This is a genomic window from Rhizobium sp. 01L419, from assembly GCF_056400025.1.
This window is the reverse complement of sequence record NZ_JBFTSM010000006.1, coordinates 1-22,176: the sequence shown is the minus strand read 5'-3', so window position 1 is coordinate 22,176 and position 22,176 is coordinate 1. Positions and strand designations below refer to the sequence as shown.

19 protein-coding genes and 2 pseudogenes are annotated in these 22,176 nt (G+C 59.2%); 12 read left to right on the top strand and 9 right to left on the bottom strand.

The features are described 5' to 3' along the window. Window positions 1-67 precede the first annotated feature (67 nt). From AC1DUP_RS13515 to AC1DUP_RS13500, 4 genes are all read right to left on the bottom strand, one after another. The gene (locus AC1DUP_RS13515) at window positions 68-1,903 is read right to left on the bottom strand and encodes an SLC13 family permease (RefSeq protein WP_115036862.1); all 1,836 of its coding nucleotides are present in this window, start codon (window positions 1,901-1,903) and stop codon (window positions 68-70) included. A 113-nt stretch (window positions 1,904-2,016) separates the two neighbouring features. Next, complete coding sequence (locus tag AC1DUP_RS13510; protein ID WP_477832902.1) at window positions 2,017-3,219, bottom strand: M20/M25/M40 family metallo-hydrolase; 1,203 nt, start codon at window positions 3,217-3,219, stop codon at window positions 2,017-2,019. Between the two features lie 54 nt (window positions 3,220-3,273). Continuing rightward, window positions 3,274-4,821 (bottom strand): AbgT family transporter, encoded by a 1,548-nt coding sequence (locus AC1DUP_RS13505; RefSeq protein ID WP_477832901.1) that lies wholly within the window; start codon window positions 4,819-4,821, stop codon window positions 3,274-3,276. Between the two features lie 414 nt (window positions 4,822-5,235). Beyond that, on the bottom strand, window positions 5,236-5,493 hold the full coding sequence (locus AC1DUP_RS13500) for a YMGG-like glycine zipper-containing protein (protein ID WP_113296938.1): 258 nt from the start codon (window positions 5,491-5,493) through the stop codon (window positions 5,236-5,238). Between the two features lie 435 nt (window positions 5,494-5,928). Between AC1DUP_RS13500 and AC1DUP_RS13495 the strand changes: the two genes are divergently transcribed. The 6 genes from AC1DUP_RS13495 to AC1DUP_RS13470 all read left to right on the top strand — a co-directional run bounded on the left by AC1DUP_RS13495 (window position 5,929) and on the right by AC1DUP_RS13470 (window position 10,709). Beyond that, entirely contained in the window at window positions 5,929-6,363 is a 435-nt protein-coding gene (locus AC1DUP_RS13495; RefSeq protein ID WP_477832900.1) for a helix-turn-helix domain-containing protein, read from the top strand. A 9-nt stretch (window positions 6,364-6,372) separates the two neighbouring features. Beyond that, complete coding sequence (locus AC1DUP_RS13490; RefSeq protein WP_477832899.1) at window positions 6,373-8,214, top strand: peptide antibiotic resistance protein; 1,842 nt, start codon at window positions 6,373-6,375, stop codon at window positions 8,212-8,214. Window positions 8,215-8,225: 11 nt separating this feature from the next. After that, window positions 8,226-8,444, top strand: a complete 219-nt coding sequence (locus AC1DUP_RS13485) for a hypothetical protein (RefSeq protein WP_477832898.1) — start codon at window positions 8,226-8,228, stop codon at window positions 8,442-8,444. A gap of 47 nt (window positions 8,445-8,491) precedes the next feature. Then, entirely contained in the window at window positions 8,492-9,649 is a 1,158-nt protein-coding gene (locus AC1DUP_RS13480; protein ID WP_477833032.1) for a YcaO-like family protein, read from the top strand. After that, on the top strand, window positions 9,646-10,383 hold the full coding sequence (locus AC1DUP_RS13475; RefSeq protein WP_477832897.1) for a TfuA-like protein: 738 nt from the start codon (window positions 9,646-9,648) through the stop codon (window positions 10,381-10,383). The genes AC1DUP_RS13480 and AC1DUP_RS13475 overlap by 4 nt, the downstream gene beginning before the upstream one ends. A gap of 122 nt (window positions 10,384-10,505) precedes the next feature. Further along, a complete protein-coding gene (locus AC1DUP_RS13470; RefSeq protein ID WP_162747081.1) occupies window positions 10,506-10,709 on the top strand; it encodes a hypothetical protein in 204 nt (67 codons plus the stop codon). A 250-nt stretch (window positions 10,710-10,959) separates the two neighbouring features. Here the strand turns inward: AC1DUP_RS13470 and AC1DUP_RS13465 are convergent, their stop codons facing one another. Beyond that, on the bottom strand, window positions 10,960-12,420 hold the full coding sequence (locus AC1DUP_RS13465; RefSeq protein ID WP_477832896.1) for a right-handed parallel beta-helix repeat-containing protein: 1,461 nt from the start codon (window positions 12,418-12,420) through the stop codon (window positions 10,960-10,962). A gap of 308 nt (window positions 12,421-12,728) precedes the next feature. Beyond that, window positions 12,729-13,729: pseudogene (locus AC1DUP_RS13460) on the bottom strand (LacI family DNA-binding transcriptional regulator). A 74-nt stretch (window positions 13,730-13,803) separates the two neighbouring features. Here AC1DUP_RS13460 and AC1DUP_RS13455 point away from each other — a divergent pair. Then, a pseudogene (locus AC1DUP_RS13455) lies at window positions 13,804-14,163 on the top strand (GMC oxidoreductase); the annotation flags it as partial. 18 nt (window positions 14,164-14,181) lie between these two features. Here the strand turns inward: AC1DUP_RS13455 and AC1DUP_RS13450 are convergent. Beyond that, on the bottom strand, window positions 14,182-15,510 hold the full coding sequence (locus AC1DUP_RS13450; protein ID WP_477832895.1) for an aminotransferase-like domain-containing protein: 1,329 nt from the start codon (window positions 15,508-15,510) through the stop codon (window positions 14,182-14,184). 100 nt (window positions 15,511-15,610) lie between these two features. Here AC1DUP_RS13450 and AC1DUP_RS13445 point away from each other — a divergent pair, with 100 nt between their 5' ends. The 5 genes from AC1DUP_RS13445 to AC1DUP_RS13425 all read left to right on the top strand — a co-directional run bounded on the left by AC1DUP_RS13445 (window position 15,611) and on the right by AC1DUP_RS13425 (window position 20,503). Beyond that, the gene (locus tag AC1DUP_RS13445; protein WP_115039079.1) at window positions 15,611-16,582 is read left to right on the top strand and encodes a type 2 periplasmic-binding domain-containing protein; all 972 of its coding nucleotides are present in this window, start codon (window positions 15,611-15,613) and stop codon (window positions 16,580-16,582) included. Window positions 16,583-16,629: 47 nt separating this feature from the next. After that, window positions 16,630-17,520, top strand: coding sequence for an ABC transporter substrate-binding protein (locus tag AC1DUP_RS13440; protein ID WP_477832894.1), 891 nt, complete (start codon window positions 16,630-16,632; stop codon window positions 17,518-17,520). Continuing rightward, on the top strand, window positions 17,517-18,458 hold the full coding sequence (locus tag AC1DUP_RS13435; protein ID WP_477832893.1) for an amino acid ABC transporter permease: 942 nt from the start codon (window positions 17,517-17,519) through the stop codon (window positions 18,456-18,458). The genes AC1DUP_RS13440 and AC1DUP_RS13435 overlap by 4 nt, the downstream gene beginning before the upstream one ends. Beyond that, window positions 18,455-19,234 carry an amino acid ABC transporter ATP-binding protein gene (locus AC1DUP_RS13430; protein ID WP_477832892.1) on the top strand — a complete coding sequence of 260 codons (780 nt, stop codon included), beginning with the start codon at window positions 18,455-18,457 and terminating at the stop codon, window positions 19,232-19,234. The genes AC1DUP_RS13435 and AC1DUP_RS13430 overlap by 4 nt, the downstream gene beginning before the upstream one ends. Before the next feature lie 87 nt (window positions 19,235-19,321). Beyond that, window positions 19,322-20,503 (top strand): M20 aminoacylase family protein, encoded by a 1,182-nt coding sequence (locus AC1DUP_RS13425; RefSeq protein WP_477832891.1) that lies wholly within the window; start codon window positions 19,322-19,324, stop codon window positions 20,501-20,503. 66 nt (window positions 20,504-20,569) lie between these two features. Here AC1DUP_RS13425 and AC1DUP_RS13420 read toward each other — a convergent pair whose 3' ends face one another. Then, the gene (locus tag AC1DUP_RS13420) at window positions 20,570-21,754 is read right to left on the bottom strand and encodes a GTP-binding protein (protein ID WP_477833031.1); all 1,185 of its coding nucleotides are present in this window, start codon (window positions 21,752-21,754) and stop codon (window positions 20,570-20,572) included. Between the two features lie 89 nt (window positions 21,755-21,843). Next, window positions 21,844-22,176, bottom strand: a 333-nt coding sequence (locus AC1DUP_RS13415) for a DUF4082 domain-containing protein (RefSeq protein ID WP_477832890.1), incomplete at its 5' end; no start/stop codon positions are given.

Sequence of the window (22,176 nt, the reverse complement as noted above, 5' to 3'; positions counted from 1 at the left end):
CTTGCCGCATTTGCGGTAGTAGGATCAACTGTCGGTCCAACCAGCGTCTGCCCGGACAACCGGCAGCTTAAAAGCGCCAGATCAGGGGCACGATGAATACCGAGACGACAAAGAACCAGATCAGCAACGGCAAGCCGAGTTTCCAGTAATCGTTGAAGGCATAGCCCCCCGGTCCCATCACCATCAGGTTCGTCGGTGTCGCAATGGGTGTCAGGAAGGCGCCAGCTGCTGCAACGGCCGTGCTCATAAGGACTGGACGCGGAGAAATTCCCATGGCGGCGGCCGCTGCAACACCGATCGGGATGACAATCAATGCGGTTGCGGTGTTGGAGATGAGTTGCCCCATGATTGCCGTCAGGACGAAAAGTCCGGCGAGCAGCGCAACTGGACCGGCGTCACCCACGAGGTTCACAAGATGCTCCGCCATCAGCTTCGCCGCACCTGTTTCTACCATTGCCGTCGAAAGCGGCATCATCGCCCCAACGAGAATGACAGTCGTCCAGCCCACAGCCCGATAGGCTTGCTCGACATTCATGATACCTGACAGGATGATCGCACCTGCAGCAAGCAAACCAGCCACCGCCGGCGGCACGATACCGGTGGCAAGCAGCAGAACCATCGCGATCAGGATGATAACGGCCTGACGCGCGCCAGGACCCATCGGGACCGCCTGGCGTCGGACAAGCTCGGGCGAATTGACGACCAGAATGTCGGGATCGTTCAGATGCACATCGAGCGCCTTCCACGTTCCCTGCAACAACATTGTATCGCCTGCCTGCAGGACGATGCCGCCCGCTTCCTTTGTTGCTCTGCCGGGCGATAATCCGGTGCCGGCGCGCTGGACTGCCAGAATGATCAGATCGCCGCTCTCGGTGACCATGCCGGGAAAAACTGTTTCACCGATGAGGCCGGAGCGCGGTGGGATGACGACCTCGGCAAGCCCCGAGCTGCGATTAAACAAGGTTTCCTCGCCCTGACCCGTCGCCTTGTCGTCGCGAAAGGCGAGGTGCATTTCGGCGGTGAACGCTGCGGCGACTTCGGGCTCGCCGCGCACGAGAAGATGATCGCCCTCGGCGATGACGGGCCGGCGCAGTGGACCGGCCGTTTCGCCCTCTTGAATCGCGACGATCTGCAATCCCGGATGGGCCGAAAGATCCAGATCGCTGGCGGCTTTGCCGACATAGGGTGAGCTTGGACGCACTCGCATCTGGTAGATGCCGCTTGCGAGGCCGTATTGCTCGACGAGCGTCTTGGCATGGTGACTGAAATCGGCCGGCATGGTTGCGCCGTTACGCTCGGGAAGCAGCTGCTTTCCGAAGAGAATGATGATGACCATCGTGCCTGCCAGGAGCGGAATGCCTGCAAGTGCAAATTCGAAGAAGCCGAACCCACCGACGCCTGCGTCCATGCCTGCTTCCGAAACCAGCACGTTGACCGGTGTTCCGGTCAGGGCCAGCATCGAGCCGGCATGCGCGGAAAAGACCAGCGGCATCAGCAGCTGCGACGAACTGCGCCGGAGGCGGACCGCTATGACAACCACAACCGGCAGCAGGGCGGCGACAGCGCCATTGACGCTGATCAACGCGGTCAGAAGCGATACAAGTGCCATCGTCAGGAGGAGAAGGCGTGTCCGGCTTTCCTCGCCGGCGCCGCGGATCAGCAGCTGTCCGGCCCAGGCAGTCACTCCGGTGACCTCGAGCCCGGAGCTGACGACGAAAAGAGTGGCGATGAAGATGACAGCTGGATCGCCGAAACCGCCAAGAGCTTGTCCCAGCGTCAGGACGCCGCTCGCCCACAGTGCAAGCGCCGTCAGCATGGCCACGAAGACGACCGGTAGCTTGTTCCAGACGAACAGTAAGACGGCAACGGCGATGATAGTTGCTGTGTATGCTATTGGACTCAACCGCCCTGCTCCCTCTTGCCTTTGCCCTAACCGTACAAATCAAGCAGGCCTAGCGCAGACCTCCATGAGCGCCGGGGCGACTGCGGCCGACCAAATCAACCTTCCAGAACACGTCAATCGCCGAGTGTCGCCATGAGTATGCCCAGACGGCAGCCCTTCTCGTATTCCTTGAGGTTCACATATTCCTTGATGGTGTGAATCTCGGCCTGCCCGGCGCCGATGGTGATGGTTGGTACGCCATGCTTGTCGAGCCAGTTGGCATCCAAACCCCCGTTCGAGAAGACATAGACCGGCTCGATGTCGAGCATCTGCAACGCTTTCGTCGCGCGCTTCACGATCGGCGTGTCCTTGCCCAACTCAAATGGCGGATAGGATGGCTTGTGGCTGAACGTCACCTCTGCCTTGTCGCCCTGATCGGCGGTCACTTCGCTCTGAGCTTTGGCGAACGCTTCCTTGTAGCCGTTGGCGATCTTCGTCGCGAAGGCAGCTTCAGGGCTGCGCGCTTCACCCTTGATGAAAGCGTAATCGGTCACGACGTTGGTCGCATCCCCGGCAGGCTTGTTGTCCTTGCCACCGAAAATTCCGACGTTGCTTGTGCCGCGGCCGTCCGGTTTGACAACTTTGCCGAACCAGCCGTTATGTTTTGCTTCCGCCAACGCCATGGCGCCAACCAGCGTTGCCGAAATACCCTTCTCTGGCGCCACGCCGGCATGCGACGCGCGACCTTTGATTTCGACTTCCCAGTTTTCCTGCCCAACAGCGCCGACGATAAGTTCCGCAGCCATCTGGCCATCGACATTGATGCACATAGCCGCTCCGTTGAGATCAGCAGGGTTGAGTTCCCGTGCCCCATGCAGCCCGCTCTCCTCGCGCACGGTAAACAAAAGCGTGATTGGCGGATGTGGCAGCTTGTGCTTGATCACCGTCTCGGCAACCACGACAAGAAGGGCCACTCCGGTTCGGGCATCGCCGCCAAGTGCAGTGGCACCGTCGGACACGATGCGGTCACCCTCGCGCTTCGGTTTGGCGCCCGCGCAAAGTGGCACGGTGTCAAGGTGGGTGGAAAAGAGAAGCCGTGGCCCCGGCCGCGTTCCCGGGATATCCACGATGAGATTGCCTGTTTCGGTCGGCAGCGGAATACGCTTGTTGGCATCGTCGAAGCGAATAGCCGATTCCGGGACGCCGATCTTCTTCAGGGCGTCGCAGACGGCAAGGCCGATGTTCTTCTCTTGTCCGGTGACACCTTCCACTGAGAGGAAGCGCATGAGGTGGTCTTCAGCTGCGGCGACGTCGAGAGGAATTGAGATGTTGCTCATGATGTCCATCCATTCATTCGAGTGTTTATTCGTTTACGGATTGCCGGCCTGACGTCACAGGCCCCATGGCAGCCCGAGAGCCTTCCAGACCGCAAAGAGGCCAGTCCACAGCACGAATATCAGCACGACATAAGGAAGCATCAGAGAGACGATCGTGCCGACACCAGCAGACTTGTCGTATTTCTGGGCAAAGCCGACGACCAGCGCGAAATATGCATTGAGCGGGGTGATCGCGTTCATCGGTGAATCACCGACGCGATAGGCGGCAAGCACAGCTTCCGGTTCGACGCCGAGCTTCATCAGAAGCGGGACGAAGACCGGAGCGAAGATAGCCCATTTCGCAATGGCGCCGGTGAGCAGAAGATCGATGATTGCGACCACGACGATAAAGCCGATCAGCAGTGGCAACGCGCCAATATTGGCCGCCTGCAACACGCCCGAGAGGCTGAGCGCCATAACGGTGCCGATGTTCGTATAGGTGAAATAGGCAACAAACTGGCTGAGAACGAAGAACAGGAAGATCGTGCCGCCCATGTTCTTGATCGACTTTTCGATCGCCGCGATGACCTCAGCAAGCGTTTTCAACGTACCGGCGCCGATGCCGTAGGTCCATCCGGTCACCAGGAAGATCAGCATGATGAGAGCAATCAGGCCGTTCATGAAGGGTGAGTTGCCGATGAGCTCTCCGGTATCGGGATTGCGCAAAGGCGCGCCGCTCGGGACGGTTAGTAGCAAAAAAACAACCAGAAGGCCGATCAGGCCATACAGTGCGAACCGCAAACCGCGCGATTCCTGCTCCGAAAGGGTAGCCCCCTGAGCCTGCACACCGCCTTCCGCCGCTGCCGGATCATACTCTCCAAGCCTGGGGGCGATCATGCGATCTGTGATAAAGGCAATCAGAACGGTCAGGAACAGCACCGAGGCGATGGAAAACCAAACATTGGACGCCAGACCGATTGACCGTCCCGGATCAACAAGATGCGCCGCGTCATTGGTGAATTCAACGAGCACGGCATCGAGCGGTTTGATCAGCATGTTGACCGTAAAGGCACCGGCCACGGCGGCAAAACCAAGCGCAAGACCAGCCAACGGGTGCCGCCCGACTGCCAGATAGGCAACACCGGCGAGCGGTATCAGCACGAGATAACCGGCATCTGCCGCGATACTTGCGAGGATACCGACGAAAGCCAGGATATAGGTCAACGCCCAGCTCGGGGAGACAATGACGAGCTTGCGGATCAGCGCCGTGACGAGACCGGATTCTTCGGCGACGCCCGCACCGATCATGGCAGCAATCATCAACCCGACAGCCGTGAAGCTCATGAAGTTCGGAATGAGGGATGAATATAGAAAGCGAATACCCTCCACATTCAGAAGGCTTCGGATCGATGCCGACGCCTGCTCGATCTCATGCGTATCGGGATTAATGCGCTCGTAGCTCACGCCCATTCCGAAAGCGCCAAGCACGGCTGACAAGAGGATGACGATGCCAATCAGGATCAGGAAGATGATCACAGGATGGGGAACCATGTTTCCCACTTTTTCGACGCCGTCTAGGAACCTCTGCATCGTGGTCTTTGATGCGGCATTGGCAGTGGCCATGTCTTGCCTCCAGTTGAACCGACGTCTGTCGCACCCAAAGGGGTGGTCAATAAGCTTGGCTTGGTGCGTTGCCTTAACAGTGGTCGACAGGCGAATTGGCGCGGCTCTCAATGCGTGTCCGTCGTCCGAATGGAGCGCTATGGATCCACCGCTCTTTCGTGCCGACGGCAATTAAGGCCTTTGCATGCACGGAACAAAAAGACGATATAATTCAATATACTAAGCGCTACTATTGCCTGCCCCGTTCACCATAGCCGGCCGCAACATAAGTCAAGATCAGCCCGATCATTCGGTGACGAGAATGCCGGGTCTCGCAAAAACCCAGCCGGCGTCAGGATTGCCCGCGTTGAGAATTTGTTGGCCCATAAGCCGCTCACGTGAATGACGCCGACCATGTTTCATATTCATCATCCGTCAGCGTGGGCACGCTGCGATGTAGCGCCGACCGTTGCGATCCCGAAACTCGCACTGGCCAGGACGACCGGCCACATTGCCGATCACGGCGCCGGAAGCTCCACCGATCGCAGCGCCAACGGCGGCGCCACGAACATCGTTCGTGACGACACCGCCAACCACCGCTCCCGTCGCGGCGCCAATACCCGCACCCTGTTGCGTAGGCGTGCAGCTCGCAAGCGCCAGGCTTGCCATGAAGCACAGCAGCAATCTATTCATTGTTCTCCCCTTTACGAAGCTCGACAAGTCCGAAGACGGTAGGAGAAGGGCATCCCTCGCAGTGACTATAGTGTGGCCAAGATGTCTGTGATCGGCATAGAATCCAAAAACCAAGCTCTGAGTTCAAATCTCTTGACGAAGTGGCTGGCCGATCAGGTCGGATGCATCGGAAACGAGGCCGCCGTTCTGCAAGTACGGCGTGGGCGCTTCTGACGACCCGCAGGGTATAACCGTGCCTCGATGTTGTTCTAATGTCAGGACGCTTCCCACTTCCCAGACATGCTCGAATTGGAAAGCGGTGAATCTAGCTGATTGAGCCGGTGTTGTTATGTAGCGCAAGCGCCACGGCGTCGGTCATAAAAATTATTATATTACTTTCGGTTGCATTTTGGTGCAAACCTCGCAATGATCATCCGGTGACCGGAGGTTCCAGCCATGAAGGCCAAATCGCCCACATCGATCGATGCCTATGTCGGCAGCAGAGTAAGAGCGCGCCGCAAGCTGCTCAGGTTATCGCAGGTCGGACTTGCCGAACAGATCGGCGTCACCTTCCAGCAGATCCAGAAGTATGAAAAAGGCATAAACCGCATTGGCGCGAGCAGGCTGCAAACGATCGCCAAGACATTGGGTGTACCCGTTCAATTCTTCTTCGAAAATGATACGGAGCCTGCCGCCTACAGCCTTGTCAGCAACGGCCGCGATGACGTGAATGCTTTTTTGATGTCGAAGGATGCTCAGGCACTCAACCGCGCCTTCATGGCGATCGAGAGCCCCGAGATTCGGCAGAAGCTCATTGGCCTGGCCAAGAGCCTCGCCAGGAACACGACGTCCGACATTGATGCCGTCACCCACCCAGAGGCCGGAGCCTGAGGAATTTTCGTGATCCATCTCCAGACCTTTGGCGAGTTGCGACTGACGGACGGCCTCGGCACGCCGATCCGTTATCCAGTCAAGGCTCTGGTGATGTTGGCCTATCTTTATTGCTCGCCGGATCAGCAGCGAAGCCGACAAGAGCTTGCGCGGTTCTTGTGGAACGAGACAGGAGATCATCTTGCGGATCTCAATTTGCGCAAGCTGATTTCACGCATTCGCGACACAACGTCCATAACCGACGAACAGCTACTGAGTTTCGGGCCGCCTTTCGTCGGCCTGAACAAAAACGTCCTATCGGTTGATCTCGACATATTGCGCCGGGAAGAGCAGCCGGTGGCGCAACTCGCCGTCGTCAGCGACCTGGTGCAACGTGGCTTCATTCCCGGTCTCAGCGCATCAACCAAGGCAATCGATGGATGGATCGAGCGCGAACGGCAGCTGCATTTGCTCACCCTGAGGGACATCTTCGTCAGGGCGGCGGATCATATTCGCAACGATGAGCAGCGTCGCCTTCTGCGACGCTCGGGTCTTCAACTTCTTGAAGCCTTTCCCGGTGACGATCAGATCCGCTCTATCCTTCGTGGCACGGCAGATGATCCTTCGCAAAGCCGACCGCCGGCGGCGAGAGCCGTGGCAATGGCGCGCAGTCGCATCGTCGAGCAGCAAGACGCCGGCATGCCGCAAATCATAACCACGACATCTGCGCCGCGGCTGGTACTGCTGCCCCCCGGTGCGGCTGGCCTGACACGGGAGGCGGCAATTGCCGACGCCCTTATCGAGGATGTCACGATCGAGCTCTGCGCTCTACGCAACATATCCGTCGTCGCACCCCATACGGCCGAGCAGATCCGCCGCGACTCCGACAAGGCGACCATCGTTCAGCGGCATTCGATTTCCTACCTCCTGGACACACGGCTTTCCGGAGAGGGGCTTTTTGCACAGCTCATCTATTTTCCAACCGACGAGATTTTGTGGGCAGCCCGATTTGACATGGCGGTCGAAACGCTGCCCGCACAGAGGCGCTTGATCGCCCAAAAACTTGCCGATGCCGTCTCCGGACAATTGAAGCGAAACGAAAGCATTCGCCTTCGTAACGAGGCGGATCCGCAAGCCTATCATTCCTATCTCATCGGCGCCGGCCTGCTCACCAAGCTCAGCCTGCCGGATATCCGGCGCGCACGGAAATCCTTCAAACGCGCACTGCATTTTTCTCCGGACTATGCCCCGGCTTTCACAGGCCTTTCGCGGACATTCACCAGCGAGTGGCTGTTGACTGCGCAAGGCGATCCTGCCTTGCTGCAGCTGGCGGAAGATCAGGCGCTTCGGGCGATAGAGAGGGATGCAGAATCGGCAGCCGGGCATCGAGAACTTGGCGTGACGAAGCTTTACCAGGGCGCTGTCGATGACAGTGTTGCAGCACTTGACCTCGCCGAAAGCCTCAGCCCGCATTATGCCGATGTGATCTACAGCCATGCGGACACGCTGGTCCATGCATCACGGCCGCAAGATGCACTGGAGAAAATCAAGAAAGCGATCTCGCTCAATCCGATCGCACCCGACGCCTACCTCTGGTGTGCGGCTGGGGCGAGCTACTTCCTTGAACGCTACGAAGAGGCACTCGCCTATGTCGATCGAATGAAAGACAAGGCACCGGCCTACCGCATCGCGGCCGCCAGCTGCGCGATGATCGGCGATCGAAAACGGGCACAGTTTTATCGGCAACGCGCCGAGCTCCTCAATCCTGCTTTCGAAGTCGAGAAGTGGCTCGCCCTGGTGCCCTTCAAGGAGCACTGGCAAAAAGAGCTTTACCGGGACGGTCTTTTCAAGGCCGGATTTTCAAAAACCTGAAGGAGAATATTATGGCAAAAGTTGTTGTATTGGGTGTAACAGGCGAAAAGGGACTCTGGCTCGTGGATATCGCCGCGGGCACAGTAACACCGGTGCAGGTGCCTGCCAGCGGCGATCTGGCGGTAGCCGTCAAGCAGCGCGATGCTGGCGGCGTATTCATCAAGAATGTCGATTTCGCAATTGCCGTCTCCTCGGCTGATACGGTCTTCTCCGGCCACGTGGACGGCTAAGGGGCGCGACGCTGGCCGGTTATTCCGACCTTTATTCCGACCGAACAATTGCGCCGCGGGACACATTGTCCCGCGTCGCTCCCTATTTGGAGGCGATGGGTATCACCCGCCTGTCACGACAGACCGATCTCGATTGTGTCGGTCTTCCGGTCTGGTGCGCCTTTACCCCAAACTCCCGCTCCATTGTCATCGCGCAGGGCAAGGGACTTGAGGATATCGACGCCAAAGTTTCGGCGGCGATGGAGGCTCTGGAACGCGCGGTGGCGGGCGAACCCATCACCGTCACCACGGTTTCGTCGGTACGAGAGCTCAGACGCCGGGGCGATTGCGCCGAACCGCTCGACTGCCTGATCGCAAGCGGCGAGCAGGTCGTAGGCGAAGACGAGCAATTGGCCTGGAGTCTGGCAACCGAGCTGCTTCACGACCAGCCGATTTATGTCCCGCAGGATGCCGCCGTCCTCGACCGAACGCGGCATAACCGGTTCTGGATGTCGTCGGATGGTCTTGCCTCGGGCAACACCATGGAAGAAGCAATATTCCATGGCATTCTGGAGCGCATCGAACGCGATGCCCAAGTGCTTTGGCAGATTGCCAGCGATGACAAGCGCGACGCATGCTGCGTCGATCCCAAGAGTTTTGGCGACGCCGCGCTCTCGGGCCTGATCGACAGGATCGAGGCCGCCGGGCTCGTCTTGAAACTCTTCGATATCACGAGCGATATCGGTATCCCCTGCTATACCGCGCTCGTCGCCCCATCAACGGTCAACGGCAAAGTGCCGCTCCGGTTCGTCGAGGTCACCGGCGGCAGCGGCGCTCATCCCTGGGCCGTGCGGGCGGCAATCCGCGCCGTAACGGAAGCGCTTCAGTCTAGACTGACCTATATCAGCGGCGCCCGCGACGATGTCTGGCCCGAATTGTTCACGACGCCGCTTCCGGCACAAACCCGTAGCGCATTTCTCGCCACCCCCGTTTCTGTACCTGCGGCTGGCATCATAAGACCGGCCGGGAATATATCCGTCCTGTTGCGTGAACTGCTGACGAGACTTCGCGCCAGCGGGATCGGCTCGGTGATTGCCCTTCGCCTGACGCCTGCGAACCTGCCATTTTCGGTGGTGAAGATATTCATACCCGATCTTGAGAACCCCGAGGGCAACAGGCTCCATCGTTTCGGCCAACGCGCCCTTGCAAGGGCGATGCGCTGGTGAAGGTCGTCTTCATTGGCCCGAGCTTGCCTGACGCAGCAAGCCATGCCGCTACGGATGTCGTTTTCCGGCCCCCCGCTGTTCAGGGAGATGTGTTAAGGGCGGTGGAAGAGGGCGCAAACATCATCGGTTTGGTCGATGGCGGCTTTGAAAATACCGCGCCGGTTTGGCATAAGGAAATTCTCTTCGCTCTCTCCCTCAATGTCGCGGTCCTGGGCGCCGCCAGCATGGGCGCCTTGCGCGCCGCCGAATGCCAAGCGTTTGGAATGATCGGCGTTGGCCGGATTTTCAACGACTATGTCAGTGGAACAATCGTCGATGACGCCGATGTCGCGCTTCTGCTCGAACCGATGGAATTGGGCGGCAGAGCGCTGACCGTGCCGATGGTCAATGTGAGAAGCACTTTGGACGAGATGGAAAGGCTGGAGCTCTTCGACAAAGCCTTTCGCGAGGCTCTCGAACGAACCGCCGCAAACCTGTTCTTCAAGAAGAGAAGCTGGGCACTCATCGTTTCCGCATGTGCGGCAATACCTGCATCGCAAAAGCAGTATTGGCTGGCCATGCTGAAGACCCACGCGATCGATCAGAAACGGATCGATGCCTTGGCTCTTCTCGAAGCTGTTCGCGACGCGGATGATCAGCGCGTGCCGATAAATCGCCATTGGGAATTCAGGAAAACCACGCTGTGGTCAAAACAACTGTCCCGCTCAAAGGCTTCGGTCATATTACACCCATAAGGTGTTTCACGCGTTTTTCACGCACTTTAGTACTGAACTTTCCCTATGGTCATTCCGTCATCTGGAGAATCGATATGTCGGTCATAGGGTCGGGAAAGCTTCAGCACGCAGCGGCGACAGCCATGGATGATCTTGACGAGCTCACGGCTTTGGCTCGGATGATCACCTATGCAAAGGCGGTGGCGGAAGATCTGAAGATCGAACTCGGCGCTCAGTCTCTCGACCTGGCGTTGACGGCGGTTACGCGGGAACTACGCAGGGCGACAGATGCAGATCTTCCTGGTCTGGAACCGTTGCTCGCGGATGTGAGTATCGAGCTGCACTGATCGGCGCCGCGGCTGGTGTCTGAGTCGTTGTTCGATGGAGCAGGACGTCGATGAATAGATGCAGTCAGCCGAAAGGCAGCGCCTGAACAAATCCGAGAGGCGCTTTTGCGGACTGCCAACTAGGCGGGCATTCCAACGCCCGCAGTAGTTCCTGTCAACCCACCAGATGCGCTCCCGCTCCGACTCGGTCACCTGGCTCGCTCATGACCTCAATCAGATACGATTTCCAGACCGATACTTCCCGTTACTGTCAGAGCAGCAGGCCGTCCCAGTCGAAGGGGGCGTTGGGCGCGTGTAAGTCAATCTGATGTAAAGCCACGTCAGAGATCTGATTGTGGGAAGCCTCGCTGATGCCCGCATCAGAACCTGGGGGATCGAAGACGCTGTTCGGGCCGCCGCGATCGCCATAGGTTGAATTCAGACCGTTCGCGTCAGAATCGTCGATCACAAAGTGGCGAAAGTGAAAGGCGTCATGGCTCATGTTGTCATCGACAAGATCGCTGTGACTTCCGTCAGCCTTGCCTGGCGACATCTTCACGCCTTCATGGGCGGAACCAGCCGTGGGATCTGCGGGGGTGTGCGTTGCCTCAGCGGCAATGGAATTGTGGAGGTGCGCAAGCTGGACTTGGGCCTCATCGAACGTGTGGTTATCGCTGACTGGAAACGTGTTTGCGGCCACGATCGTTGGAGATATGCTGGTCGGCGTCACATCGGTAGCAATGAAATTGTCGCGGAAAGAGCCTGAGGCAGGCCTGTCGACCTTCAGCGCGGCCTTCGACAAGTCGTCGAAGGTGTTCCCGTAAATGTCGATCCCTTCGCGAATATAGGGCAGGGTGCTGGCAGCGCTGATCGATACCCCCCAAACACCATTATGGATATGGTTGTCCGACAAAGCATAATCCCTCGCATCGCCCTCATCGCCGAGACCGATTGCGTAAGACCAGCTATAGCCGCCATATCCAGAGATATCATTACCGTGGATATCTATATTGGTGCCGGCCTGCGCGCTGATCCCAAAGCCGCCGCCGACCAGCGTATTGTTCTCGACGACGGCATTTTGCACCGTGCCGAGCACCAGCACACCCTTTGGGCTGGCAGCATTTGTCTGGTCGAGGTAATTGCCGCTGATGACAACGTTGCTACTGTGGTCCAGCTGAATGGCGTCAGCCGTCTTTCCGTGGCTGTTGGTGACGGTGTTGTTGATGAGATTGACGCCGTTGATCCTTTCGATCCACATGCCGTCACTGTTGACGTCGCTGATCCTGCTGTTTTCGACAGTGATATTCTGACCGGTCCTGAAGATGACGGAACCTGGCGCGCCTGACAGTCCAGTGTGTTCAACGTCGACGTTGCGGACCGTCCAGTTCGAAACATTGCTGCCCCAGATAGCAGCGCCCGCAGTGTCGGTGATTTTGATGTTCTCGATAGTGATGTTCGACGTATTTTGGCTGGCAATGCCGTTACCGGCAATACTGTGGATAGTGGGCGCTTCGCCCACCCCATAACTGCCGATCGTGATCGGAGCAGCAGTGCTACCGGAATATTTGAGATCGAATTGTTCGTTGAAGACGCTTCCGGCAGCAAGTAGCACACTATCGCCGGGCTGCAGTCTCAGGGACTCTATCTTGGACAATGTGGCAAAAGCCGAATTCTCGCCTGTTCCAGTATTGCTATTAGATCCTGTTGCTGAATTCACGTAGTAAACCGCCATAGTGCCTTTGCCTTTCGCGCAGCCGCTTGGGCCAGACTGCGATTGAATGGATTAGATACGACAGGACCAAATGCCAAACTAATGCGGCATTTTCGTGTCTTGATTGCATTTCCGTTTATTTAGGCGAAAATTTCTCGCTTCGATTGAATCCGTCCCGAGGAGGGGCTATCATCTGCCCGCCCACGCCGCTATAGAGCTCAAGCGAACGTCACTGGATGGCAATGATTGGTCTCATGACGATTGCCATTATTTCAGCTAAAGCCCCGTCGTGTTTGGTGGCCGGGATGCGTCTTCGCGTCAAAATAAAGTCAGATCGTCAATTTTGAGTTCACCGCGATACTGTCGCGGCGAATGAACCGGCTTGGAATGACGACGCGAAGTTCCCGTCTCTCTTCCGACTTTTCCATCCTGGCAATCAGGAATTCTGTCGCGGTCTCCCCGAGAGCCTCCATCGGTTGCTCAATCGTCGAGAGCGGAGGCGCGCAATATTCGCAGACCGGCGATCAGTCGAACGAGACAATCGACAGATCCTCGGGTACACGCCATCCCATCTTCTGAACCTTGCTCATGAAGGAGATTGCCATGTCGTCGCTCGTCGCAACGACGGCGGTCGGCTTTTCGTCGAGTCTTGCCAAGTCCTCGGCAGCCTGCAGACCCGTTTCAAATCCGAACTGGAAGGTGAATTCGCCACCTGCGCGCGTTACATGCCGTTCGGAAAGCCCCTCCTCCTGCAAGGCCTCGACGAGACCGGCATAGCGTTCGATATCGTGATAGTTGCCCGTCGGACCGGCGATGCAGAAGAAGCGGCGGTGCCCGAGCGCCAGGAGCTCACGGCCAGCCTCTTTGACAGCCTCTCTGTCCTTGGTGATGATACTTGGAACAGAAGTGTCGCTCATATCGGGCAAAAGCGAGACGATCGGCAGACCAGCCTCGGCAAGCGATCTGTTGGCGACCACCGGCAGCTGGGACGACAGGATCAGAGCCCCCTCACCGTCCCTCCGAAGGCAAGGTAAAGGATATGCCGCTCGGAACTTTCGTTGCGGTCGAGGTTGGTAATCATCAGATACGGCCTCCAGAACCTGGGGGATGATCTGGGATGCGCCATCATGCAACGAACCCGGAAGGATGATCATGATCACGTTGGATTTGCCGACGCGCAGATTGCGGGCCGCGGCGTTGGGCGTGTAGCCAAGCTGTTCGGCTGCCGGTGCAATCCTTGCCCTGGTCTTTTCGTTGGCTCGCCCCGGGTTGGCCAGAGCACGGCTGACGGTAGACGTCGCTAAGCCGGCGAGGCGCGCGCGTCGGCCATCAGGGCAGATGATCCCTCTGTGGATAGGCTCTCCACGGTTTCTTCATCATTCCATCCACTTAGCCCAGCGCTGGTTCATCGGATCACCGCTTGGCCTGACAGAAATGGGCCGCGGCGCTTTCCCGGATGCCGACCCTTCAAGCCGTTTCCTGTTCCGCAAGTGGTTCCGAAAGACCATGTGCATGGGTGCCGCAATCCATGAAAGCGGCGGCGCACGTATGGGCACCTCGCCACAAAACTCCGTCCTCAACGGCTGGAATCAGAGCTGGGACGTGCCCAATCTTCTTGTGACCGACGCCAGTGCCTTTCCCGGTGGCGGCACGGCGGGTACCACCCTGACCGTCATGGCCCTGACCTTGCGCGCCTGCCGGAAGCCCGCGGCACAGTACCGCGGATCTGCTGACGTCTCCAAATGCGGTGAAGTGTTGGGATAACTGGAACAACGGCGAAGACTACGCCGGGCTGGCAGCGAGCGCGATCGAGTCGGCCACGTCGTTTAGCCGATCCGACAATATGGCCGTCGCCACGCGAAGATGTGCGCTTGGAAGAATGGAGAATTTGGCACCGGGATGAACCGCAATGCCTCGCGCCGCCAGCGTGACCATCGCGAAGGGTTCGGATGCGACCGGCACCCAGGCACACAGGCCGTTGCCATGTTGCACTTCGATCCCACGTTCCCTCAGAGCGTCGACCAGATCGGCCCGACGCTGGAAATAGATATCACGAGAGCGTTGCAGCGAGGCTTCCGTCACGGGATCCCGCAGAAGCCATGCGGTGGCCGCCTGAAGGATGCGGCTTGTCCAGCCGGCGCTGAAGCTGCGGTAGGACTGGATCTGTTCGACGATCGCCCGCGAGCTTGAGAGCACAGCAAGCCTCAGATCCGGACCATGCGTTTTTGAATAGGAGAGAATGTGAATTGTCCGGTCGGCGAACCGGCCGCCGAGCGAATGACGCGGAGCCGTGGAAATGTCGGCGATACCGTCATCCTCGACGATCAAGGTGTCCGTGCCATCGAGAATGTCTCCGAGACGCTGCAACCGCTCGCCGCTGAGGCTCTGACCGGTCACCGAGTGAAGCCTCGGCTGAAAGATGAAGGCGACAGGCCGCAGCTTCATTGCGGCTTCGAGCGATGCAGGCAGCGGCCCTTCCCGATCGCACTGGACCGGAATGATCTGTACGCCGCGATCCTCCAGAATATCAAGAAGCCGCATGGCGGTCGGATCTTCGATTGCAACGGACGCACCGGGCATGACGAGCGCCTGGATGAGCGTGTAGACCGCGTTATATCCCCCATTCGTCGCCAGAAATGCCTCCGGTTCGTATGGCCAGGTCTTTCGGACAGCCTCTTCGAGTTCCGGAAGAATGCGGCTTCGCTCGTAGCTGTTGAGATTTTCCGCCGACGCTCCATTGGCCATGGCTTCGGTAAGGTTCGGCAAAAGCCTGATATCCGGCACGGCCGATGTCAGATCGAGGACGTCGGCTCCATAACGGCCGGAACTGCCCAGCCGTTCGGGCTTCGCCACAAAACGATCGCCGCTCACCCAGGTGCCGTTCCGTCCCCTGCCGGTAATGATTTTCTGGCGCCTCAGCTCGCTCCAGGCCTCGGAGATCGTCGCCGGACTGATCCCAAGCGCAAAGGCGAGATCGCGGATCGGTGGCAGCTTCGTTCCGACGGGGAGCGCCCCGGCGCGGATCAAGGCACTGGTTTCAATCGCAATTCCTCGAATTGTCCGATCGGTCAATTTTTGGGCAAACCACGCCGCATCGACAATATCGCTCATTTAATCGCCATTTTTAATGTTCAATAACGTAATAACATTTGATCGGATAAATTTGAACATTTAATTGTTCCGAAAACAAGGTTTTTGCGAGTGAATGCCGATGCCCCTTAGCCTCCGACTTGCCCTCCGTGACTGGGACTACATGACGCCCCTGGTTCTCGGCGATGTCTCCTCGCACAAGCTCGACATCAAGGTCGACCGGGTCGGCACATTGCTCTCGCATCTCGGCAAGAGCGACCACTACGATGTCGCGGAAATGTCCTTCAGCCGCTATACGCAGCTGCGCATCGATGGCGACGAGAGCGTCGTTGGCATTCCGAACTTCATCATGCGCGGCTTCCGTCACCGCTGCATCATTACCCCCAAGGACGGCCCCATTACCGAACTCCGCCAGCTGGCCGGAAAACGTATCGGCGTCACTGGATGGCGAGACTCCGGAAATACCTGGACCAGAGCGGCGCTACGCCGCGAGGGCGTCGGCGTCGAGGACGCCATGTGGTATGCAGGTCGCCTGACCGAAGCGCATCCGATTGTCGATCGCCTCGACGGGTTCGGCCGGGCCGGCCGCATCGAAGCGGCTCCCGGCGAGCGCCCCATGGTTGATCTTCTCAAGGAAGGCTTCCTCGACGCGATCTTCACGCCTTTCATGCCTGACGGCTATTTCGGCGGAGGGTCGCCGTTCCGGCAGGTCCTCTCCGATTTCAGAGGTGCCGAACGTCAATATTTCGATGATGTGGGATATGTTCCCGGCATGCATCTGATCGGCATCAAAGCGGGCATCGTCGCGCAGAACCCGTGGGTGATCGAAGAGCTCAGCAAGCTGATCGATGAATCGCAGCGGATGTGGCTGAGCAAACGCCGCAAATACGCCGACACCACGCCCTTCATGATGGATGAGCTGTTGAAGTCGGCGACCGAGCTTCCAGTCGGCTGGGAGTCCAGCGGCTTTGCGGTCAACCGCAAGATGATCGCCGACTTCGCCAGCGAGCTTCACGTCCAGGGCATCCTGCCGCAGCTGATGACGCCGGAACACCTCTTCTCCTTCGATGTGGACGGCAGCCGCATCGGGTGAGCGCAATACAAAACGCATAAATTCGAACCAAACAGGGGAAATAAACAATGTCGATCAGGAAAATTGCATGCCTTGCTCTGACGAGCGTAGTGATCTCGGGGACAGCCTTCGCTGAAGATGCGGCCCTGCCCAAGCTTTCCGTCAACCACGCGCTTCATGCGCAGTTGCCCGAAGCGATCCGCACGTCCGGCAAGATGATCTCCGTCAACAATGGCTCGTTTCCTCCCTATGAAATCGTAACAGGCACCGAGATGAGCGGCGCCAGCGCCGATCTGACCGGCGCGCTCGGCCAGGTTCTCGGCGTCGAGATCGAGCATGAGACCGTCGGCGGTCTGCCGGCACTGCTGGCCGGCGTCAACTCCGGCCGCTACCAGTTTGCCTTCGGTCCGGTCGGCGATTTCAAGAGCCGTGAAGAATCCAACGATTTCGTCGACTGGGTTCAGGAATTCGTGGTCTTCTCCGTGCAGAAGGGCAATCCGAAGGGCATCACCTCGCTCGATACCGCCTGCGGTAACCGCATCGCCGTCATGGCCGGCGGTTCGGCCGAAAAGGTCATCCAGGTGCAGGCCGAAAAATGCAAGACTGATGGCAAAGGCGCGATCGAGGTGCAGTCCTTCACCGACCAGCCGAGCTCGATCCTTGCCGTCCGTTCCAAGCGGTCGGATGCCTTCTTCTCCTCCCAGGCACCGCTCACCTATTTCGTGTCGCAGGCCAACGGCCAGCTGGAACTGACCGGTGTCGGACAGAAGAACGGCTTCGAGAACCTCTATCAGGGCGCGGTCGTCGCAAAGGGCTCGCCACTCGGGCCAGTCCTGCGCGACGCCGTCAAGGTGCTGATGGACAACGGCACCTATGCCGCGATCATGAAGAAGTGGGGCCTTGAGAACAACATGATCAAGGAGCCCGGCATCAACCTCGGTGGGACGCTTCCGAAATGAGCACACAAGTACAAACACTCGCATCGCCCCCCGGCGATGCGAGAAGCCGGGATGTGGCCCATGCCCACAAGCCCTTCCCCAAAGGCCGCGTCGCGGCCTGGGCCATCACGATTGCGATCGCCGCCTATTGCGCCTGGTCGGTCGCGCATAATGAGAATTTCGGCTGGCCGGTCGTCGCACACTATTTCTTCGACCCGACCGTCATCAGCGGCCTTTACGTCTCGCTTGGTCTGACGGTCGTCGCGATGATCATCGGCATCGCGCTCGGCCTCGTGCTGGCCATCGCGAGAATGTCCAGCGATCGCCTGGCAAGTTCCCTCGCCTCGCTGTTCATCTGGTTCTTCCGCGGAACACCGCTCCTGGTGCAGCTGATCTTCTGGTACAATCTTTCGACGCTCTTTCCGACGCTGTCGATCGGCATCCCCTTCGGCCCGACCTTCATGAGCTGGGATACGAATTCGGTCATCAGCCCGATGACGGCTGCAATTGCCGGTCTTGCGCTCAATGAGTCTGCCTATATGGCGGAAATCATCCGCGGCGGGTTGCTTTCGGTGGACAAGGGCCAGTATGAGACGGCGGAAGCCTTCGGCATGACGCGCATCCGCGCGCTTCGCCGCATCATCATTCCGCAGGCCATGCGCTCGATCGTACCGCCGACCGGCAACCAGCTGATCAGCATGATCAAGGCGACCTCGCTCGTCAGCGTCATCGCCATGGCTGATCTCCTCTATTCGGTACAGTCGATCTACAACCGCACCTTCGAGATCGTGCCGATGCTGCTCGTCGCCGTCCTCTGGTACCTGCTCATCACGTCGGTCCTGAATGTCGGCCAGGCCTATATCGAACGCTACTACAGCCGCGGTGATCGCCGCACGGGCGCCGCCAAGCCTGCAAAGGAAGCGGCCGTCATGGCACAGGTAACGGAGGCAGGCGCATGAACGAGATCGCCACTATCGAGCCTCTCGTCAAGGCACGCAATGTCCACAAGTCCTTCGCAGATCTGGAAGTGCTGAAGGGTATCGATCTCGACGTCGCGCCCGGTGAGGTCGTCGTCGTCCTTGGCCCCTCCGGCTCCRGCAAATCGACATTCCTGCGCTGTATCAACCACCTCGAATCCATCAACCAGGGTTCGATCGAGGTGGACGGTGAACAGATCGGCTACCGCCTGCACAAGGACCGGCTGCTGCAGCTGTCGAACCATGCGATCGCCCTGCAGCGGCGAAAGATCGGCATGGTGTTCCAGCAGTTCAATCTCTACCCGCATATGACGGCACTGCAGAACATCATCGAGGCGCCGGTCGGCATCCACGGTGAAAGCCGGAAGGTTGCGACCGAAAACGCGCTGAAGCTCCTGGAACGGGTCGGGCTTTCGGCCAAGGCCGACAGCTATCCGCGCCAGCTTTCCGGCGGCCAGCAGCAGCGTGTGGCGATTGCCCGCGCGCTCGCCATCAAGCCGCAGCTGATGCTGTTCGACGAACCGACTTCGGCACTCGACCCCGAGCTGGTCGGCGAGGTTCTCGCCACCATGCGGGATCTTGCAAACCAGGGTCTGACGATGATCGTCGTCACCCACGAGATCAGTTTCGCGCGTGAAGCAGCCGACCGCGTCGTCTTCATGGATGACGGCAAGGTCGTGGAACAGGGCAAGCCGGAAGACGTGATCGGCAACCCGCAGCACCCCCGCACCAGAAGCTTCCTGTCGCGCTTCATCTAGCGCGGCGGCTCCCCATGCTCTTGCCCTGCGGGCTGGCTTTACCGTGAGCCGGCCGACGAGACCCGCGCCCATCAAACTGGAATTGCCATGTCCCTCGACAATGATTTTGCCCGCCTCTCCGATTTCGAACCGATGGAAGCGGAGCTGACGGCCATCCGCCGGCATCTCCACGCCCATCCCGAGCTTTCCTTCGAAGAGGCCGAGACCGCGCGTTTCGTTGCCGAAAAGCTGGAATCCTGGGGTTATGAGGTGACCCGCAACGTCGGCGGCCATGGCGTGGTCGCGCGCATGACGGTCGGCGCCGGAAAAAAGAGCATCGCCATCCGCGCCGACATGGACGCCCTGCCGATCACCGAGGAGACCGGTCGCCCCTATGCCAGCACGGTTGTCGGCAAGATGCATGCCTGCGGACATGACGGCCACACGACGATCCTTCTCGGCGCGGCCGAATATCTGGCACGCACGCGCCGCTTCAACGGTACGGTCAACCTCATTTTCCAGCCGGCCGAAGAGGCAGGTGCGCTGAGTGGCGCGCCCGCCATGATCGCCGACGGCCTGTTCGAACGCTTTCCCTTCGACGTTATCTTCGGCCTGCACAATCATCCCGGCGCACCCGAAGGCACCTGGCTGATGCGGTCGGGCCCACTGATGGCGGCTGCCGACAGCGCCGAGATCATCATCAAAGGCAAGGGCGGCCACGCCTCGCGTCCGCATCTGACCGTCGATCCGGTGGTCGTTGCCTGCAACCTCGTCGTCAGCCTGCAATCGGTCGTTTCGCGCAGCATCGATCCGACACAGACCGCCGTCGTCACGGTCGGGGCGATCCATGCCGGCGAGGCCGCAAACGTCATCCCCGAAAGTGCAAAACTGCTGCTCAGCATCCGTTCCTTCGACCCGAAGGTGCGCGAGACGCTGGAGGCCAGGATCCGCAGGCTCACTGAAACGATTGCCGACGGTTACGGGGCAACTGCGGAAATCGACTACACTCGCGGACACCCCGTGGTCGTCAATTCGGAAGCGGAAACCGAATTCGCCCGCATGGTTGCAGAAGAACTCGTCGGTGCGGAAAAGGTGGGCCTCTGCAACCTCATCCCCGGCAGCGAGGACTTCTCACATTTCCTCGAGCACAGGCCTGGCAGCTTCCTGCGGCTCGGCAATGGTATGGATTCCGCAATCCTGCACAGCGCGAAATACGATTTTGCCGACAAATCCCTGACTGTGGGGGCCGCGATGTGGGCACGCCTGACCGAACGCTATCTCGACGATTGAGCCAATCCGACGGCAGATAGAGTATTCGCCGCAGCGCGTTCATGGCAGAACGATCTCACGCCCCTGCTACCAGGCCGGAAACGGATCTTCGAGAGCGGACCAATCACGCGGATCTGCGCTGGCCAGGCAATCGTCCAACGCGGTCCGCACACCTGTCTCGTCCATGCCCACGCCGATGAAGACGAGCTCCTGGCGACGGTCGCCCCAGGCGCTGTCCCACCGGCTCTCAAGATGCTGATGAAACTGCTGATGGATCGGCCAGTCCTGTCGAGGAACGGCAGCCCACCAGAGCCCCATCGGTTCGCAGCGCCGTTGCACCCCGGCAGCCGACATTAAGCCTACGTGCCGCGGACGCGTGGCAAGCCAGAAATGACCTTTGGCCCGAATGACACCTGGCCAGGGTTCGTCCAGAAATGCTCGAAACCGCATCGGGTCGAAGGGACGTCGCGCGCGATAGACAAAGCTCGAAACCCCATATTCCTCCGTCTCCGGAACGTGCTCCCCGGGGCTGTAGAGTTCCTTGTGCCATAATGGGTGCGCGGCGGCTTTTGGTTCGTCGAAGAGGCCGGTATTGAGGACGGTTGCCGGAGAAACCTTGCCGAAATCCGTCTCCACAACGCGCGCATCCGGGTTGAGGGCCGCAACCGTCTCGCGGACTTCTCTGAGGCTCTCTTCGCTCGTGTCCGAGATCTTGTTGATCACGACGACGTCGGCAAACTCGATCTGATCGACCAAGAGGTCAATGAGTGTCCGCCGATCCTCACCGTCCCGCTGCAGGCCACGGTCACGCAGCAGATCAGCGCTACTATAATCGGCCAGGAGGCTTGCCGCATCGACGACGGTCACCATCGTGTCGAGCTTTGCAAAATCGGAAAGAGAGACACCGTTCTCGTCGCAGAAAGAAAATGTTGCCGCGATGGGGCGTGGCTCGGCAATGCCCGTTCCTTCTATCAGAAGATAATCGTATCGTCCCTCCGCGGCCAGTCGCCCGACCTCCGTCAGCAGGTCGTTGCGCAGGGTGCAGCAGATGCAGCCATTGCTGAGCTCGATCAATGTCTCCGTCGTGTGCGACAGATTGCAGCCGCCATCTCGAATGAGACTGGCGTCAATATTCACTTCGCTCATATCGTTGACGATGACGGCGACCCGCAAGCCCTCACGATTGTTCAGGACGTGGCTGAGAAGCGTCGTCTTGCCGGCGCCCAGAAAGCCGGCGAGCACTGTTACCGGCAGCCGTTCGATCTTGATCATCGGCCTCCTTGGAATGTGGTCTTCCGCCGCGGCCAGCATTTGCTTCATCTCAGCCTCATTCGAAACCCGCCCGTGATCCGTCCGATGCTTCATGCGGCGAGCTGCGGCCGGAAGACCACGTCGGCATAGTAATTCGCTGAATCGTAGGTGTTGGTCGGGAAGAGACCCGTGGTGGCGGATCCGCCATAGGCATAGAGGCCGTTGCCACCGGCGGCGGCACTCGACAGCGCCGACAGCGGACCATTGCTGACACCGTTCGTGAAGAAGCCATCCGTCGCCACGTAGGCGCCGGTCGTGTGGTAGGAGGCAACATAGGTAGTGTTGGCTGTGATGGTGACGGGCGTTGCGAAGTTTACCGTCTGCCAGCCGCTTGCCGTGGTGGTGGTGAAGGTGGCGGTGGCAAGCTTGGTGCCCGTGGAGGT

Bases quoted from the DNA above. Each gene is read 5' to 3' on its own strand.
- AC1DUP_RS13510 (WP_477832902.1), bottom strand. From the start codon at position 3,219: ATGAGCAACATCTCAATTCCTCTCGACGTCGCCGCAGCTGAAGACCAC.
- AC1DUP_RS13425 (WP_477832891.1), top strand. From the start codon at position 19,322: ATGTCCCTCGACAATGATTTTGCCCGCCTCTCCGATTTCGAACCGATG.
- AC1DUP_RS13435 (WP_477832893.1), top strand. From the start codon at position 17,517: ATGAGCACACAAGTACAAACACTCGCATCGCCCCCCGGCGATGCGAGA.
- AC1DUP_RS13450 (WP_477832895.1), bottom strand. From the start codon at position 15,510: ATGAGCGATATTGTCGATGCGGCGTGGTTTGCCCAAAAATTGACCGAT.
- AC1DUP_RS13495 (WP_477832900.1), top strand. From the start codon at position 5,929: ATGAAGGCCAAATCGCCCACATCGATCGATGCCTATGTCGGCAGCAGA.
- AC1DUP_RS13500 (WP_113296938.1), bottom strand. From the start codon at position 5,493: ATGAATAGATTGCTGCTGTGCTTCATGGCAAGCCTGGCGCTTGCGAGC.
- AC1DUP_RS13505 (WP_477832901.1), bottom strand. From the start codon at position 4,821: ATGGCCACTGCCAATGCCGCATCAAAGACCACGATGCAGAGGTTCCTA.
- AC1DUP_RS13465 (WP_477832896.1), bottom strand. From the start codon at position 12,420: ATGGCGGTTTACTACGTGAATTCAGCAACAGGATCTAATAGCAATACT.
- AC1DUP_RS13440 (WP_477832894.1), top strand. From the start codon at position 16,630: ATGTCGATCAGGAAAATTGCATGCCTTGCTCTGACGAGCGTAGTGATC.
- AC1DUP_RS13420 (WP_477833031.1), bottom strand. From the start codon at position 21,754: ATGATCAAGATCGAACGGCTGCCGGTAACAGTGCTCGCCGGCTTTCTG.
- AC1DUP_RS13445 (WP_115039079.1), top strand. From the start codon at position 15,611: ATGCCCCTTAGCCTCCGACTTGCCCTCCGTGACTGGGACTACATGACG.
- AC1DUP_RS13470 (WP_162747081.1), top strand. From the start codon at position 10,506: ATGGATGATCTTGACGAGCTCACGGCTTTGGCTCGGATGATCACCTAT.
- AC1DUP_RS13485 (WP_477832898.1), top strand. From the start codon at position 8,226: ATGGCAAAAGTTGTTGTATTGGGTGTAACAGGCGAAAAGGGACTCTGG.